This is a genomic window from Serratia nematodiphila DZ0503SBS1, assembly GCF_000738675.1.
Lineage (GTDB): Bacteria > Pseudomonadota > Gammaproteobacteria > Enterobacterales > Enterobacteriaceae > Serratia > Serratia nematodiphila.
The window spans coordinates 1,470,328-1,484,948 of sequence record NZ_JPUX01000001.1; the positions used below are offsets into that span (position 1 = coordinate 1,470,328).

The 14,621-nt window shown below is 55.2% G+C and carries 14 protein-coding genes and 1 tRNA gene; 2 read left to right on the forward strand and 13 right to left on the reverse strand.

All coding sequences use genetic code 11. The annotated features are described in order from the left end of the window. Positions 1-120 precede the first annotated feature (120 nt). Positions 121-1,026 carry a lipid A hydroxylase LpxO gene (lpxO, locus tag JL05_RS06710; RefSeq protein WP_004936848.1) on the reverse strand — a complete coding sequence of 302 codons (906 nt, stop codon included), beginning with the start codon at positions 1,024-1,026 and terminating at the stop codon, positions 121-123. Between the two features lie 248 nt (positions 1,027-1,274). Here lpxO and JL05_RS06715 point away from each other — a divergent pair, with 248 nt between their 5' ends. Both JL05_RS06715 and JL05_RS25305 read left to right on the forward strand, forming a co-directional pair. Further along, positions 1,275-1,616 carry a hypothetical protein gene (locus JL05_RS06715; RefSeq protein ID WP_004936850.1) on the forward strand — a complete coding sequence of 114 codons (342 nt, stop codon included), beginning with the start codon at positions 1,275-1,277 and terminating at the stop codon, positions 1,614-1,616. Between the two features lie 152 nt (positions 1,617-1,768). Next, on the forward strand, positions 1,769-1,999 hold the full coding sequence (locus JL05_RS25305) for a hypothetical protein (protein WP_131165448.1): 231 nt from the start codon (positions 1,769-1,771) through the stop codon (positions 1,997-1,999). A 74-nt stretch (positions 2,000-2,073) separates the two neighbouring features. Here the strand turns inward: JL05_RS25305 and fis are convergent, their stop codons facing one another. From fis to accB, 12 genes are all read right to left on the reverse strand, one after another. Then, a complete protein-coding gene (gene fis / locus JL05_RS06720; RefSeq protein ID WP_000462905.1) occupies positions 2,074-2,370 on the reverse strand; it encodes a DNA-binding transcriptional regulator Fis in 297 nt (98 codons plus the stop codon). Continuing rightward, positions 2,352-3,356 (reverse strand): tRNA dihydrouridine synthase DusB, encoded by a 1,005-nt coding sequence (gene dusB, locus JL05_RS06725; protein WP_004936856.1) that lies wholly within the window; start codon positions 3,354-3,356, stop codon positions 2,352-2,354. The genes fis and dusB overlap by 19 nt, the downstream gene beginning before the upstream one ends. Before the next feature lie 393 nt (positions 3,357-3,749). Further along, positions 3,750-4,631, reverse strand: coding sequence for a 50S ribosomal protein L11 methyltransferase (gene prmA / locus JL05_RS06730; RefSeq protein ID WP_033631987.1), 882 nt, complete (start codon positions 4,629-4,631; stop codon positions 3,750-3,752). Between the two features lie 11 nt (positions 4,632-4,642). Then, positions 4,643-6,088, reverse strand: coding sequence for a sodium/pantothenate symporter (panF, locus tag JL05_RS06735; RefSeq protein WP_033631988.1), 1,446 nt, complete (start codon positions 6,086-6,088; stop codon positions 4,643-4,645). Next, entirely contained in the window at positions 6,078-6,320 is a 243-nt protein-coding gene (locus JL05_RS06740; protein WP_004936865.1) for a YhdT family protein, read from the reverse strand. Before JL05_RS06740 ends, panF begins: the two co-directional genes overlap by 11 nt. A gap of 219 nt (positions 6,321-6,539) precedes the next feature. After that, positions 6,540-6,616, reverse strand: a tRNA-OTHER gene (locus tag JL05_RS06745). Between the two features lie 196 nt (positions 6,617-6,812). Then, positions 6,813-8,018: an MDR family MFS transporter gene (locus JL05_RS06750; RefSeq protein ID WP_033631989.1), complete on the reverse strand. Its 1,206-nt coding sequence runs from the start codon at positions 8,016-8,018 to the stop codon at positions 6,813-6,815. A 47-nt stretch (positions 8,019-8,065) separates the two neighbouring features. Beyond that, positions 8,066-10,297: a hypothetical protein gene (locus tag JL05_RS06755; RefSeq protein ID WP_033631990.1), complete on the reverse strand. Its 2,232-nt coding sequence runs from the start codon at positions 10,295-10,297 to the stop codon at positions 8,066-8,068. After that, complete coding sequence (locus JL05_RS06760; RefSeq protein WP_015379200.1) at positions 10,297-11,250, reverse strand: lactate/malate family dehydrogenase; 954 nt, start codon at positions 11,248-11,250, stop codon at positions 10,297-10,299. The genes JL05_RS06755 and JL05_RS06760 overlap by 1 nt, the downstream gene beginning before the upstream one ends. 25 nt (positions 11,251-11,275) lie before the next feature. Beyond that, a complete protein-coding gene (locus JL05_RS06765) occupies positions 11,276-12,358 on the reverse strand; it encodes a cupin domain-containing protein (RefSeq protein ID WP_238545836.1) in 1,083 nt (360 codons plus the stop codon). Positions 12,359-12,762: 404 nt separating this feature from the next. Further along, positions 12,763-14,112 (reverse strand): acetyl-CoA carboxylase biotin carboxylase subunit, encoded by a 1,350-nt coding sequence (gene accC, locus JL05_RS06775; protein ID WP_004936886.1) that lies wholly within the window; start codon positions 14,110-14,112, stop codon positions 12,763-12,765. 12 nt (positions 14,113-14,124) lie between these two features. Beyond that, positions 14,125-14,592, reverse strand: a complete 468-nt coding sequence (accB, locus tag JL05_RS06780; RefSeq protein ID WP_004936889.1) for an acetyl-CoA carboxylase biotin carboxyl carrier protein — start codon at positions 14,590-14,592, stop codon at positions 14,125-14,127. Between the last annotated feature and the right edge of the window lie 29 nt (positions 14,593-14,621).

The following is a 14,621-nucleotide window of genomic DNA, read 5'->3' on the forward strand; positions in this document are numbered from 1 at the left end:
GTTGGCCAGCGGAGGCGGCTCTAGGAATGCGTATGTTAACACAGGGTACGGGGTACAGAGGAAGAGAGGCATGCGAATATTCTCATTCGCGTTGCCTCTGGATTGACGATTGGCGACGGTTTACAGGCTGGGGAGGATGATGGCGGCGAAAATGGCGGCGATCACCAGCCATTTCAGCAGATAGTAACCGCGGCGATTACGCGCCTTCAGGCGCTGGCCGGCGTCGCGCACCGCGTTGACGTATTTGAAGATGCGGTTGATGCCGCCGGTGCGGTCCTGATCGTCGTTCGGCGAACTGGCCGCCGACATCAGCGTAGCGCCGACCCAGTGGTTGACCGCTTGCGCCCAGCGCCATTTCATTGGCCGCTCGACGTCGCAAAACAGAATGATGCGCGTCTGATCGGTGGCGTTCTGCGCCCAGTGCACGTAGGTTTCGTCGAAGATCACCGCTTGGCCGTCGCGCCAGCTGTGCTGCTCGCCGTCCACCTCGATGAAGCAGCGATCGTCGTTGGGCGTCATCAGCCCCAGGTGATAGCGCACCGAGCCGGCGTAAGGATCGCGGTGTTTACCCAAATGGCTGCCGGGCGGCAGCTCGGCGAACATCGCCGCCTTGACCGATGGGATGCGGTTGAGCAGCTCGACGGTTTTCGGGCACAGCGTTTGCGCCGAAGGGTGGCTGTCGCTGTACCATTTCAGATAGAAACGTTTCCAGCCGCGTTTGAAGAAGGTGTTGAAGCCGGCGTCGTTGTGCGACTGCGCCTTTTTGATGTGATCCTGCAAGCGCACGGCTTCCTCGCGGATCACCTGCCAGTTGTCGGTCAGCGTTTGCAGCTCCGGGAAGCCTTTTTCGTCGAAATAGGGCTGTTTGGCGGGCAAACGTGAGAAACCGGTCATAAACATGTTAATCGGCCCCATAAACGTGGAGTGATCGAACAGCTGACGGGTAAGCTTTTGTTTCTCTTTGCCGCGGGAGTGTGCGTAGAGGAAGCTGATGATAAAAATGCCGATAATGATCGCGGCAACCATAGAATCCATCCCTGTTGGTGCTTGTTAAAAATTCGTACAAATTATAGTTTTGTGACAGGAAAAATTTAACTTTTTCGTGCGCTTTCCCTGCGTGTGCTGCTTGTTGGCATAAAAAATCAATAAAATGATTTGTAATGAAATTTTATATCGATTTTTTTGGTTTTAGTCCTATTCTTAAATCGTTAAAGGGGTGTTTCATGCCATCTTGTTTCATGACGAATAGCACGTATCTGAGAAAAGAGGGACTTATGAAAAAATCAATCATTGCCTTGTCTGCACTGCTGCTCGCTTCCCCGGTGTTCGCTGCTGAAACCGCGACCGACACCGCCGCTCACGCCAGCAACGAAGTCGTCGCCGAGGCGCACAAAGGGGCGGATACCGCCAAAGAAAAGCTGCACCAGTCTCAGGACAAGGGTGAAGAGCTGAAGCTGAAAGCCAAGCATGCCGCCGAAGGCAAGAGCGACAGCGTCGGCAGCAAAGTGAGCGAAGGTTCGCAAAAGGCCTGGCACTCCACCAAACAGGGATCGGAGAAGGCTTGGGACAAGACCAAGCAAGGGGCGGAAAGCCTCAAGAACAAAGTGACCGAGTAAGGTCTCCGCTTTACCCCAAGGGCCGCGCTGCGGCCTTTTTTATTGCCTGCAATCCAGAGCCGATGCCCCGCTTTGTCGCCCCGATTAAAACGTGAGAGTATTCTCCATCTATTGGCTATTGGCGGCTCAATCGTAAGCAAGAAGGAAGCGCTATGAAATCCCACTGGATAAGGCGTTTATTGACACCCCCACCAGCCTGGACAGGCAGAGCATCGGTTATCTTGGGCCTGCTGGTGTTTGTGGTGTTGAGCGGGCTGGATAGCCTGGGCGTGGATTTGGACGGGTGGAAACGCTACGTGATGATCGCGGGCGTGGCGGGTATTTGCTATTTCTTTGCCGGATATATTGATAAGCGCATTCCGCGCAAATCCTCGCCAATGTAGGCACAAGTCAGAAAAAGAAAAAGGCGCTTATCAAATGAGATAAAGCGCCTTTTCAACACGTTAACTGACTAGTATCAGTTCATGCCGTATTTTTTCAGCTTCTTGCGCAGCGTGCCGCGGTTGATGCCCATCATCAGGGCTGCGCGGGTCTGGTTGCCACGGGTGTATTGCATCACCATGTCCAACAGTGGCTGTTCAACTTCAGCCAGTACCAGCTCATACAGGTCATTTACGTCTTGACCGTTCAGTTGAGCAAAATAGTTCTTCAGTGCTTGTTTAACCGAGTCACGCAGAGGCTTTTGAGTCACCTGATCTTGTGAGTTAACGGTAGAAACGGTCAGTACGTCAGAATTTACGCGTTGTTCGAACATAGTTCTGTCAGCTCTTTTTTTACGCTAAGATTTTCGAAATATGCCTCCAACGCCTCCAGCTGTTCGCTGGCATCCTCTATGGCGTTGAATGTGCGCCGAAACTGGTCATTCGGAGCGTGTTCCTGGAGATACCAGGACACGTGCTTACGAGCAATCCGGAATCCCTTGCCTTGGCCATAGAAGCCGTGCAATTCCCGAATGTGCCCAATCAACAAGCGCTTCACCTCGCCAAGCGGCAGCGGCGGCAGCAACTCCCCAGTGTCCAGATAATGCTGGATTTCCCGGAAGATCCAGGGTCTCCCCTGAGCAGCGCGGCCTATCATCAGGGCATCAGCCCCGGTGTAGTCGAGCACTGCTCTGGCTTTATGCGGGTCAGTAATATCCCCATTCGCGATAATCGGAATGGAAACACTCTGCTTAACTGCCCGAATGCTGTCGTATTCCGCGTCGCCGTTAAACAGACAGGCGCGGGTTCGGCCGTGAATCGTCAGGGCCTGAATACCACAGTCTTCGGCCAGTTGGGCAATCTCTACACAGTTACGGTGCTCTGGCGCCCAGCCGGTGCGAATCTTCAGCGTTACCGGCACATCCACTGCGTCAACCACCGCGTGGAGGATCCGTTTTACCAGATCCGGGTACTGCAACAAGGCGGACCCGGCAAGCTTCCGGTTCACTTTTTTGGCCGGGCATCCCATATTGATGTCGATGATCTGCGCGCCGCTGGCCACGTTGATACGCGCGGCGGCGGCCATATCATCAGGATCGCATCCGGCAATCTGCACGGAGCGGATCCCTGGTTCATCGCTATGCACCATACGCAGACGCGACTTATCCGTCCGCCACACCTCCGGGTTGGAGGAGAGCATTTCGGATACAGCCATCCCAGCACCCATTGCATGACAGAGGGTTCTGAACGGGCGATCTGTAATACCGGCCATCGGGGCCGCAATCAGGCAATTAGTAAGCTGGTGGTGTCCAATGCGCATAGACAAAGAGTGACCATACTGTGTCCGCAAGGGCGCGTATATTACGCATTTTTGCGCCGAGATGAAAGGCCAAACTTTAACCAATTGGCTCGCTATTAGGGCAAAAAATGCGCTGCACAGTGATTCATAAAAATATTGTATATATTTTACAATGAGTTGACGAAAAGTGCTTATTTTGTGTGCGGTAAAATATTCGCCTTCGCGCAGGATATTATCTGCATTCGCCCGCTATTTTTGCCGGGATAACCTGCCTGGAAGGCGCATTGTCAGGGCGATCCATCGTTGAAAGGCAAAAAATTGCATAAAATTTTGTCTTGCCCGTGGGGCGATCGCCGGACAAAAAAAATCCACCGGCGCGGGGCCGGTGGATGAGGGAACAATATATCGTGACGCTTACTTACGGCGGCCGGTAATGCGGCACCACTCTTCACGCTCTGCGACCGGATCGAGCGTGAATTTCTCTTCGTAGGCTTGTGCAACGCTGCTCGCCTGGCTGGCCAGCACGCCGGACAGCCCCAAATGACCGCCGGCCTTCGGCAGGCAACCGATCAGCGGCGCCAGTTCGCGCAGCGGGCCGGCGAGGATGTTGGCGACCACCACGTCCGCCAGCAGGTCCGCCGGCTGGTCTTTCGGCAGATACAGCTCCAGACGCTCTGAGACGCCGTTACGCTGCGCGTTGTCGCGGCTGGCCTGAATGGCCTGAGGATCGATGTCGATGCCGATAGCGCGCGCCGCACCCAGCTTCAGCGCGGCGATCGCCAGGATGCCGGAACCGCAGCCGAAATCGATGACGGTTTTGCCGGCCAGATCGAGGCCGTCCAGCCACTGCAGACACAGCGCGGTGGTCGGGTGGGTGCCGGTGCCGAACGCCAGGCCCGGATCGAGCATCACGTTGACCGCGTCGGGATCCGGCACGTCGCGCCAGCTCGGGCAGATCCACAAGCGCTCGCCGAAGCGCATCGGGTGGAAGTTGTCCATCCATTCGCGCTCCCAGTCCTTGTCTTCCAGCTGCTCTATCTTGTGGCGGAATCCGGCGCCCAGCAGCGGGTGCTGTTCCAGCATCGTCACCACGTCGGTCATATCGGTTTCCGCGTCGTACAGGCCGATCACATCGGTATCGCCCCACAGCAGGGTTTCACCCGGCAGCGGCTCGAACACCGGGTTGTCGTGGGTGTCCTGGAAGGTCACCGACACGGCGCCGCTTTCCACCAGCGCGTCGCTCAGGTCTTCCGCCTGGCTGCCGGTGGTGTTCAGTTTGAGTTGGATCCAAGGCATAGCAATTCTCTTCAAGAGGGTAATGATGACGCCGCCCGGCGCTTTTCGCCGACGACGTTACCGAGATAAAACGCCAACAGGCTGAGCAACAGCGAAGGCACGATAGGATGCAGCCCCGCCGGTTGCAGGTTGAAGCTGGCCAATAGCGTATAGCATACCGCACCCGACACCATTGAGCTAAGCGCTCCCTGAGCATTGGCGCGTTCCCAATACAGGCCCAGCACCAGCGGCCACAGGAAGACCGCCTCCAGCCCGCCGAAAGCCAGCAGGTTGAGCCAGATGATCATCTCCGGCGGGCGCCAGGCCGCCAGCAGCACCAGCAGGCCGAGGATCAGCGTGGTCAGGCTGGAGAAGCGCTTGATCAGCCGCTCGTTGTGGATCTGCTGCGGCCGCACGCCAAGGTAGAGATCCTTGATGATGGTGGCGGAGGATTGCAGCAACTGGGCGTTGATGGTCGACATGATCGCCGCCATCGGCGCCGCCAAAAAGATCCCGGCGGCGTACGGCGGCAGCACGGTGATCATCAGCGTCGGGATCACCTGGTCGGGGATCTTGAGATCCGGCAACACCGCGCGGCCGAGCGCGCCGGCCAGGTGCATGCCGAACATCAGCACCGCCACCACCACGGTGCCGAGCAGAATGCCGCGATGCACCGCCTTGCTGTCCTTGTAGGTGATGCAGCGCACGGCGGTGTGCGGCAGGCCGATCACCCCGAAGCACACCAGGATCCAAAATGACGCCATAAACGGCAGGCTGAGGATCTGATCGCCGCCCTGCGGCGACACCAGCGCCGGATCGATCTGCTGCAGTTTGCTCACTGCGCTGTCCAGTCCGCCGGCGGCATGGATCACGGCCACCAGCAGCAGCACGGTGCCGAGCAGCATCACCAGCCCCTGCATGGCGTCGTTCAGCACGCTGGCGCGGAAGCCGCCGAAGGCGGTGTACAGCGCGATGCTGATGCCGAAGATCAACAGGCCGGTGTCGTAAGGAATGCCGGCGGCGGTCTCCAGCAGGCGTGCGCCGCCGATGAACTGCACCGTCATGGCGCCGAGGAACGCCACCAGCAGGCTGAGGCTGGCCAGCCACACCAGCAGGCGGCTTTGGTAGCGGCCATACAGCATGTCATTGAGAGTAATGGCGTTGTAGCGCCGCGCCAGGATGGCGAATTTCTTGCCCAGCACGCCGAGCGACAGCCACACCGCCGGCAGTTGGATCATCGCCAGCAGCACCCAGCCCAGGCCGTATTTGTAGGCGGCGCCGGGCCCGCCGATAAACGAACTGGCGCTGATGTAGGTGGCGGTCAGGGTCATCGCCAGCACAAAGCCGCCCATCGAGCGGTTGCCGAGGAAATATTCGCTGAGGAAGTTTCCGTTCTGGCGGCGTCGATAGGCGTACACCGACAGGCCGAACACCAGCAACAGGTAGGCGACCAGCGGCAGGATCACTTCAGTTTGCATCGCGGTCCTCCAGCGAAATGTCGCGGAACACCGTGCGCACCATCAGCCAGCACAGGCCGATGAACAGCAGCGGCACCAGCAGGCAGGCCATTTCGAACCAGTGCGGCAGGCCGGTGACGCCGATGGCGCTGTCCGGCAGGTAGGCCGCCAGCCCCCAGGCCAGCAGGTAGAGCAGCGTCAGCCCCAGCGCCCAGCGCGCTTCGCGGTGCGCCTGAATAAAGCGTTTGTCCATCAGTGTCCCCCATAGGTTTACGATGATGGCTTGTGACAAGAACAGATGAAGGAACAGGATTGTACGGAATGTGCGGCGTTTGGCTAATAAATTATTTACCTTTCCGGTGAACGCAACGGGGCGATGGAAAGAAAAGAGGGGGGTAAATATATAAATTTTTACCGGTTTACTTCGATGAGAAAATAATTAAAGAGAATGGGAAAGGAATGGGTTTTATATTGGTTGGCGCAACCGGAATCGAACCAGGTGACCTCTGTGAAGTATGACACAGCGCTCTACCACTGAGCTACACGCCTGCAATAAACAAATTTATAACATCTCCTAATCATTCATGTAAATAGATTCCTTTTATTTTTTGGCATTAAATAAATCGTTCGATTAAATAATGACCCGCATATCCTTCGCTATTTATTTACTGTGATTAATATCACGATAAAGCCGCCCCGTTAATACGTTTAAACAAGGGCGGCGTTAATTAGCGGGTTAACAATATCACGCGGTTATCGTTCTTTTCTCAGATATTCTTTCCGAAATAGTATAAAGAACGATGACGCCGATGCATAAAAAGAACATCACGGCATACAGGGCGCCACCGCCACCTTGTTTTAACAGCAAACCGCCGACAAAAGGGGCGAGCGCCAGGCCAAATTCGTAAAACGTGGCGGCACCGAAGTAAGCCCCTTTTAGGTTAGCCGGCGCCATACGATCAATTTGTATATTGAGCGTAGGGAACAGGATGACTTCGCCGAGGCTGAGCAGGAACATGGCGACCAACCACAGCACCCAGCTTTCACTGGAAACCAGCAGGAAGACAATTTGTGAAAGCGCGAGAAAGAACACGCCCAGGCTGGTTTTCAGTGCCAATGACATGCGACGGGTAAAGCGCTCGGTGAAATACTGCAGCGTTATCACCGTGGCTGCATTGATGAATATCAGCACGCTGAGCAGGTATTCGGGGTTGTACACCTGACTGATCATGAGGTATTGCGGCAGCGTCACGTCGATCTGCCCGTAGACCAGCATCACCAAAATGTTGGCGACTACCAACACCTTGAACGCCTGATCGTTCCAGATAATCCGCAAAGAGCCAATGAACGAGAAGGTGGCGTTGCGCGTTTCTTTACCGTGCCCCGCTTTGAATACCGCGAGCACCAGCAGCAAATAGCAAAGGAACGACAATGCGGTGACGAAGAAGGTGGCTTTCTGCGCCGTCAGCCCGAGAGCGACACCCACTAATGGGCCTACGGCTGCGCCCACGTTCATCAGGAAGTAGCGGATGTTCAACGCGCGTTCTCGCTCTTGCCTGTCATGGAGAATATCGCCGATCACCGCTTTGCTGGCGGGTTCGATCAATGAGCGCGAAATGCCATTGAGTAAAATACCGACAAAATACCACGCCGGTGAGTTGGCCAACGCAAGTACGCTAAATGAAATGATAGCGGCAATTGCACCGAGAATAATCAACGTGCGACGGCCATATTTGTCTGATGCGCCACCGAAGAGATAGCCGAAAGAAATAGACACGATAAGTGATACGCTCATCATGACGCCGATTTCCACCGGAGTCATCGCGTAGTTATTTCTCATGAGAATGGTAATGAATGGCCAAATCATGAAAAAGCAGGCGCGCGTCAAAAACGTCCCGATAAAGATAACCCATATTTCTTTTGGGAAATAAGGGATGAATGTTGACCTCAAGGCGGTTTCTCCTTAAATGTTGCTCGTCGTCTGTTGAACCGAGTGTATTACACCTTTTCCAAACTTTCCTTTTCCCATCGGTTAGCCAGAGTGAGTAACGGCGTCACTCCGGTTTCTCTAATCCTCGCGATGAGATTTTTCCGCTGCTCGAAGATAACCGGATGCGGGCTGATGCCTTGAATAATCGCGGCGACAGTCGCCGAGACTGGCGCGCTATGCGCCAGCGTTGGAATCGCCAGAACGTTCATGCAGTATTCGAACATGGAATCGACGGAGTTCAATTTACCCAACATCAAGAACGTCATTTCATCTCCGACGAGGGTAGCGCCAAGGCTGTCGAATATCATTTTGACTTGTGCCACGGGCTTCTCTTTCAGATGGAAACTGAGCAGTGCGCGGAACTGGTCGCGATTCAGACGGCCCTGTTTCATCTCGTCATTCAGCATGGCGAGTGCCTGGCGTACATAATTTTCCTCTTCGTTGAACAGATCTGCCGAAGCGCAGCGGAAATGCTGTTTGAGGAAATACCAGTGAAAGACATATTTGCCGTCGAATTCAAGGCGAACAACGTTGGTGAAGTCTTCCAGATCGTGCCGTTCCGGGTGGAAGTCGCTGAGATCGCAACGAATATCGATGCCGGAAGAGGAGGCGATTCGGCGGCAAATGGTGGTGATATCAGCTTCGCCCAATAGCGCTTGCAGCATATGCTGCATGTTGTTGCCGCCGGCGGCCAACTCGCAATAGGCGTCTTTACCTGGCGTCAGGTATTTGATTCGGTTGTCGCGCGCATTGAGTGATGAGGCAATTTCAGCCCACTGGTTATGTACTTCCTGGCTTCTGATCGTTTCCAAACGAGGGTTTTTTTCATAGAACGCGATGACGCGCGGATCGACAGCCAGGCCGCTGCGTTTGAGTATTCCGGCGTCAAGCTGCGCGCTTGCTTGGTTTTTCACCAGGACATTGATGAAGTTGCGCAGCGAACTCTCCCCGCAATCTGAGAACGAGACGTCAGAATCCGGCGCGGGGCGGCAGGTTTTGGTGATGCACAGCGGCGGAAAATAGCGGCCGTACACTTCGCGATCGTAATAGTCATGGCAGCGATCGGGGAAGTGCGTCTCGCCCGTCGCCGTTTCGCCGAACAGCTCCCCGCTCAGTTCCCGCAGTTGCTGCATGTAGGCGGTCAATTTGCCGAAGTTACCCTTGCATTTCAGCCACAGCGCCGCGTTGAGCAAATGAAACACCTCTCTGTCGTGCTCGGCGGTGCGGCTGGCCGCGATCAGTAAACGACATAAATTGTGCAACTCGGCCAGCAAGCTGTCGCGATCGGCACAGTGGATACTGACGTAATCCTGCACACGTCGCGGCAGATAGCGGTGATACTTGTTGAAAGGCAGATGCAATGCAATGAAGTCAGCGCTGAATTCCTCGGTTTGCAGCCGTGCGACGGTGCTTTCGGTAAAATTTTCCGCCAGCATGCTGGCGCGCAAGGTGGCTTCATCTTTTTGCTGGCGGGCATGTTCGACGGCGGCCTGCGCGTTTTGCCAGGCGGGGAACAGGCCGGCTTGATGCACGGCTTCTTGCTGCGCCGCATTCAGGCGTGCTTCCAGCTCGGTGATTTCGGCATTGAGCGCCAGCAGCTGCGCCTCTTTATTCTCAGCAGCGCTCTTGCCCAGCGTTTTTTTGCCGGCTTTGAGCGCGGCGATCGCGGCTCGACATTGTTGGATCGGCGCCTGCTGCGCTTTAACGGCGTTTTCCGCCTGTTGCAGGATCTGATTCAGCGCTTTTTCTTGCGCTTTCAAATGGGCGCCTAGGGAGAGCGCTTCGCGTTCTGCGGTTGCGATCTGCGCTTTTGTGTCCTCGAACTGTTGCAGTACGCTGTCGCAAAGCCGGCGTATTTGCACAGAAAGCCGATGTTGCTGCTCAATGGCAGCGTGAAAGTCCGTTTCATCTCGTACATGCTGATATAACGAGGCGATATCATTGTCGGTGAAACGCGGGCTGCTCATGAAAGCCACCAGCCGTGCAAGGGTAGAGGGGGAAAACCAGGTGAACGGATTCTTCACCTCTTTGCTTACGTCAAACTCGACCAGGTCAGTACGGTAGAACAACGCGCGCGCCACCTGGCCGATCGGGTGTTCGGCGCCAAGAAAACGGTAATACTTTTCCGCGAGTTCGTTGTTGCACCAGAGCACCCCGTACAGTGGCGAAAGAAAACGATACTCAGGGCGTAACGGCATGTAGAGATCGCGGAAAATCTGTCTGGTTTGATCGGTCGTCATCAGCTAAAACCTTGGATGATGTTTTTTAACTTGAGCGCTGCCTGGTGGATTTGTTGTTGCTCATCCTGATTGGGCATCAGCGACAGCGGCGTAAAGACGCCGTCGCGCAGAGCCAGCGGCCAGGACATGAACACGCCCAGTTCCGGCAGCCAGACCGAACCGCAGCAGGGGGTTTCGTCCCGTTGGATGATGCGCTCAAGCAAGATAAGAATGGAGGCGGCCGGGCCATATTTAGGAGGGCGCCGCATTTTGTGAAATATGTCCAACCCTTGATTGCGGGTATCGGTGACGATTTGCGCCAGCGCCTGCGCCGAAAGTAGCTGGTTCAGCGGTCCCTCGTCGGTTGTTACCTGGCTGAGCAAGGGCACCAACCCGGCGCCGTGCTCGCCGCAGACTGTCAGGCTACGCGCGTCGATGCGCTGCATGTCGATCCCGGAAATGCGGCAGATGCTTTTCAGCAGCCTGGCGGTGTTGTGCGCGGCGCCGATGCCTATCACCCGGCAGCGAGAATCGAGCAGGATTTTATCGATGTAATAGCTGATGCTATCCACCGGATTGACCGCATTGATGATGTGACAGCCGGGAGCAATGAAGGGTTTGGCTCGGCTAAAAATGGCCTCGCTGAGCCGTACGTGATCGTCCAGCAACGCCTGGCGGTCATGCATCGGAAAGGTTGAAGGCACGCCATAGCAACAGAGGATCACGTCAGCCCCGTCGATGTGGCGGTAGTCATCCGTCACAACAATCTTGGGTAAAGACGTTCGGTTATGGCGTGAGAAGAGCGCTTCCGCCAGCAGGCCATCAAGAATATCTTCGCAAACGGCTGAATACTTTTCGGTATTTCGGCAGATGATCACGACTTCATTGACGCTGCCACGTCGCTCGGTCGTACTTAACAGCGCGTTTAGCGTCTCTTGCCCAATGCCGCCGAATCCCAATAAAACAATTTTCATGACCGCTCCTGATGACCTGCCCGGCTTATGCTTCGATCAGTTCGGCCAGTCTTGCATACTGCTTCTCAACCATACTCCACCCTTTATCGAGTACGGCTTTGACACGCTGGAATTGTTCTTCGGTCATCCCCTTGAAGAACGCTTTATCCACTTCCTGATGATCGCCATCGAATTCGGAGTGATCCTCGAAATGGTTCTGTTTGCTCGGATCGAACACGTGTTTGATGTTGTTATAGAACACGAAAGCCGAACCTTCGATGACAAAGTGCACCAGGATAGCCTGTTCCAGATTATCCAGCGTGATCATCTGATGGTTGAACCAGATGCACAGCGCTTCAAAGATCGCGTCTTCGCGAACCTGGAGGTTGTCGCGGCTGTTGCGCAGCACCTCGTCATGGCCGAATTCTTCTTTCAGATGTTCACTGAAGAAACGCGAGAAGCGAACGTCTTCACACAGTGCGCTACGCAGCAGCACCATTTTTTGGAACTGATCGGACAGGATCTGCAGGTAGTCCAGGAACAAGGATTTTTTCGCCTCGGAGAACGTTTTATCCTTGGCGAATGCGGTAAAGATCGGGTTGTCCTGGTAGCGCTCGATGTAGCGGGCGTTATGCGCTTTAAGCTGATGGTAGTAAGCGTAGGGATCTTGATCGAAAGTCACCAGCGGCTTGCTGGGATCTTCATAGAGCCCGCGCTCCTCAAACTGGATTGACAACCCCCAGTAGCCGTTGTCGCCCGCGCCGATGAAGCCGTGATCCGCGCCTGGCGGAATGCAGATGACATCGCCTGGAACGGCCCGGCGGTCAACGCCGTCTCCCAGCAGGATCGCTTCCCCTTCACAAATGATATACAGCGAAGATATTGGATGAACATGCACATCCAGCTTTTCGTTTTTCGCCAGACGCACCCAGCTTACAGCCAGGCGTGCCCGTTCGGGAATAAAGCGGTTCATTTCCTCATTGGCGCGGAAATTCTTCACTTCGCCCAAAAGCTTCTCAATCCCGTTTTCCTTAATGCTTTTTATGGTTTCCATGTCAGCACGGTGGTACAGGGAAAACACGGGCTTACGGTCGTATTCAGTTACATGGCTCATTAAGACATTACTCATCTAAGTCAATAAAAAGGATAAATAAAAAGAGAAAAAGAGCGCGCTGCATTCGATCGACGGCGACAATAGCACGGGCTATCACTGAGCGGATGTGATCGGGGTCAAGCTTTGTAATTAATACGTTAATTTTGTTAAAGTTTATGATGTGTGAAAATGCGATGGATTGAGTTTTTTCCTTGCTAATATTTATTTTTAAGCTATGAGTTAAATATTTTTTGTTTAAAAACAAATTTTTATGTTTTGCATGGTGATGTGGGTGGAAGGCTGGATGAATGTGAAGAGAAAGTTATCTGTGAAGATTTGATTCTATTTTGCGCGGTTGAACGAAAAAATCAGGCGGGCGCGAGAAAAGAAAAAGGCCGGTGATTAACCGGCCTTTCGTCAGACGATGCTGCGTGGCTGCCTTAGGTTTCCTGCAGACCCAGCTTCTTCTCCAGATAGTGGATGTTGGTGCCACCGTGCTGGAAGTTTTCGTCGTTCATGATCTTCTGCTGCAGCTCAACGTTGGTTTTGATGCCATCGATGATCAGTTCAGCCAGGGCGTTTTTCATGCGGGCGATCGCCACGTCACGGTTTTCGCCGAAGGTGATCAGTTTGCCGATCATGGAGTCATAGTACGGCGGTACGGTATAACCGGCGTAGATATGAGATTCCCAACGCACGCCGAAACCGCCTGGCGCGTGGAAGCGGGTGATCTTGCCCGGGCTCGGCAGGAAGGTGTTCGGATCTTCGGCGTTGATGCGGCATTCTACCGCGTGGCCGTGGATCTTCACTTCTTCCTGTTTGATCGACAGCGGCTGACCGGCAGCGATGCGCAGCTGCTCTTTGATCAGATCCACGCCGGTGATCATTTCGGTAACCGGATGCTCTACCTGAATACGGGTGTTCATTTCGATGAAATAGAACTCGCCGTTTTCATACAGGAACTCGAAGGTGCCCGCACCGCGGTAGCCGATTTCCACGCAGGCTTTCGAGCAGCGCTCGCCGATGTAGCGGCGCATTTCGCTGGTGATGCCCGGTGCCGGCGCTTCTTCGACCACTTTCTGGTGGCGGCGCTGCATGGAGCAGTCGCGCTCGGCCAGATAGATGGCGTTGCCCTGGCCGTCGGCCAATACCTGAATCTCGATGTGACGCGGATTCTCCAGGTATTTTTCCATGTACACCATGTCGTTGTTGAAAGCCGCTTTGGCTTCCGCTTTCGTCATGTTGATGGACTGCTCAAGGTCTTTGTCGCTGCGCACCACGCGCATGCCGCGACCGCCGCCGCCGCCGGAGGCCTTGATGATCACTGGATAACCGATGCGCTTGGCGAAGGCACGGTTTTTATCCATGTCGTCGGTCAGCGGGCCGTCGGAGCCCGGCACGCATGGCACGCCGGCTTTTTTCATGGCGTTGATCGCGGAAACCTTGTCGCCCATCAGGCGGATGGTTTCGGCTTTCGGGCCGATGAAGATGAAACCGGAGCGTTCAACCTGCTCGGCGAAGTCGGCGTTCTCGGACAGGAAGCCGTAGCCCGGGTGGATCGCCACCGCGCCGGTAATTTCCGCCGCCGAGATGATGGCCGGGATGTTCAGGTAGCTTTTTACCGATGGCGCAGGACCGATGCAGACGGTCTCGTCGGCCAGCAGCACGTGTTTCAGATCGCGGTCGGCCGCGGAGTGAACCGCAACGGTCTTGATGCCCAGTTCTTTACAGGCACGCAGGATGCGAAGCGCGATCTCGCCGCGGTTGGCGATAACAATTTTATCAAGCATGGGGGCGCCTCGTTATTCGATGACGACCAGCGGCTCGTCATATTCGACCGGCTGGCCGTTTTCCACCAGGATGGCTTTCACGACGCCGGACTTGTCCGCTTCGATCTGGTTCATCATTTTCATGGCTTCAACGATGCACAGGGTATCGCCGGCGTTCACTTTCTGACCCACTTCCACGAAGGCTTTCGCGTCCGGGCTTGGGGTGCGGTAGAAGGTGCCTACCATTGGGGAACGAACGACGTGGCCACTCACGGCCGCCGGTGCTGCAGGGGTTTCTGCCGCAGGCGCGGTGGCAACGGCGGTAGCCAGGGCTGGCTGCTGCTGTGCCGGCATCGCGTAAGCCTGCTGCATGACGGGATAAGCCTGCGCCGGTGCGGCACGGCTGATGCGAACCGATTCTTCGCCTTCAGAGATTTCCAGTTCAGAAATGCCTGATTCTTCAACCAGTTCGATCAGTTTCTTGATTTTACGAATATCCATGAGTGTGATTCCGTACTCTTTTTGTGGAG

Coding starts and splice junctions, on each gene's coding strand:
- lpxO (WP_004936848.1), bottom strand. CDS start 1,026: ATGGTTGCCGCGATCATTATCGGCATTTTTATCATCAGCTTCCTCTAC.
- JL05_RS06715 (WP_004936850.1), top strand. CDS start 1,275: ATGAAAAAATCAATCATTGCCTTGTCTGCACTGCTGCTCGCTTCCCCG.
- JL05_RS25305 (WP_131165448.1), top strand. CDS start 1,769: ATGAAATCCCACTGGATAAGGCGTTTATTGACACCCCCACCAGCCTGG.
- fis (WP_000462905.1), bottom strand. CDS start 2,370: ATGTTCGAACAACGCGTAAATTCTGACGTACTGACCGTTTCTACCGTT.
- dusB (WP_004936856.1), bottom strand. CDS start 3,356: ATGCGCATTGGACACCACCAGCTTACTAATTGCCTGATTGCGGCCCCG.
- prmA (WP_033631987.1), bottom strand. CDS start 4,631: ATGCCTTGGATCCAACTCAAACTGAACACCACCGGCAGCCAGGCGGAA.
- panF (WP_033631988.1), bottom strand. CDS start 6,088: ATGCAAACTGAAGTGATCCTGCCGCTGGTCGCCTACCTGTTGCTGGTG.
- JL05_RS06740 (WP_004936865.1), bottom strand. CDS start 6,320: ATGGACAAACGCTTTATTCAGGCGCACCGCGAAGCGCGCTGGGCGCTG.
- JL05_RS06755 (WP_033631990.1), bottom strand. CDS start 10,297: ATGACGACCGATCAAACCAGACAGATTTTCCGCGATCTCTACATGCCG.
- JL05_RS06760 (WP_015379200.1), bottom strand. CDS start 11,250: ATGAAAATTGTTTTATTGGGATTCGGCGGCATTGGGCAAGAGACGCTA.
- JL05_RS06765 (WP_238545836.1), bottom strand. CDS start 12,358: ATGAGTAATGTCTTAATGAGCCATGTAACTGAATACGACCGTAAGCCC.
- accC (WP_004936886.1), bottom strand. CDS start 14,112: ATGCTTGATAAAATTGTTATCGCCAACCGCGGCGAGATCGCGCTTCGC.
- accB (WP_004936889.1), bottom strand. CDS start 14,592: ATGGATATTCGTAAAATCAAGAAACTGATCGAACTGGTTGAAGAATCA.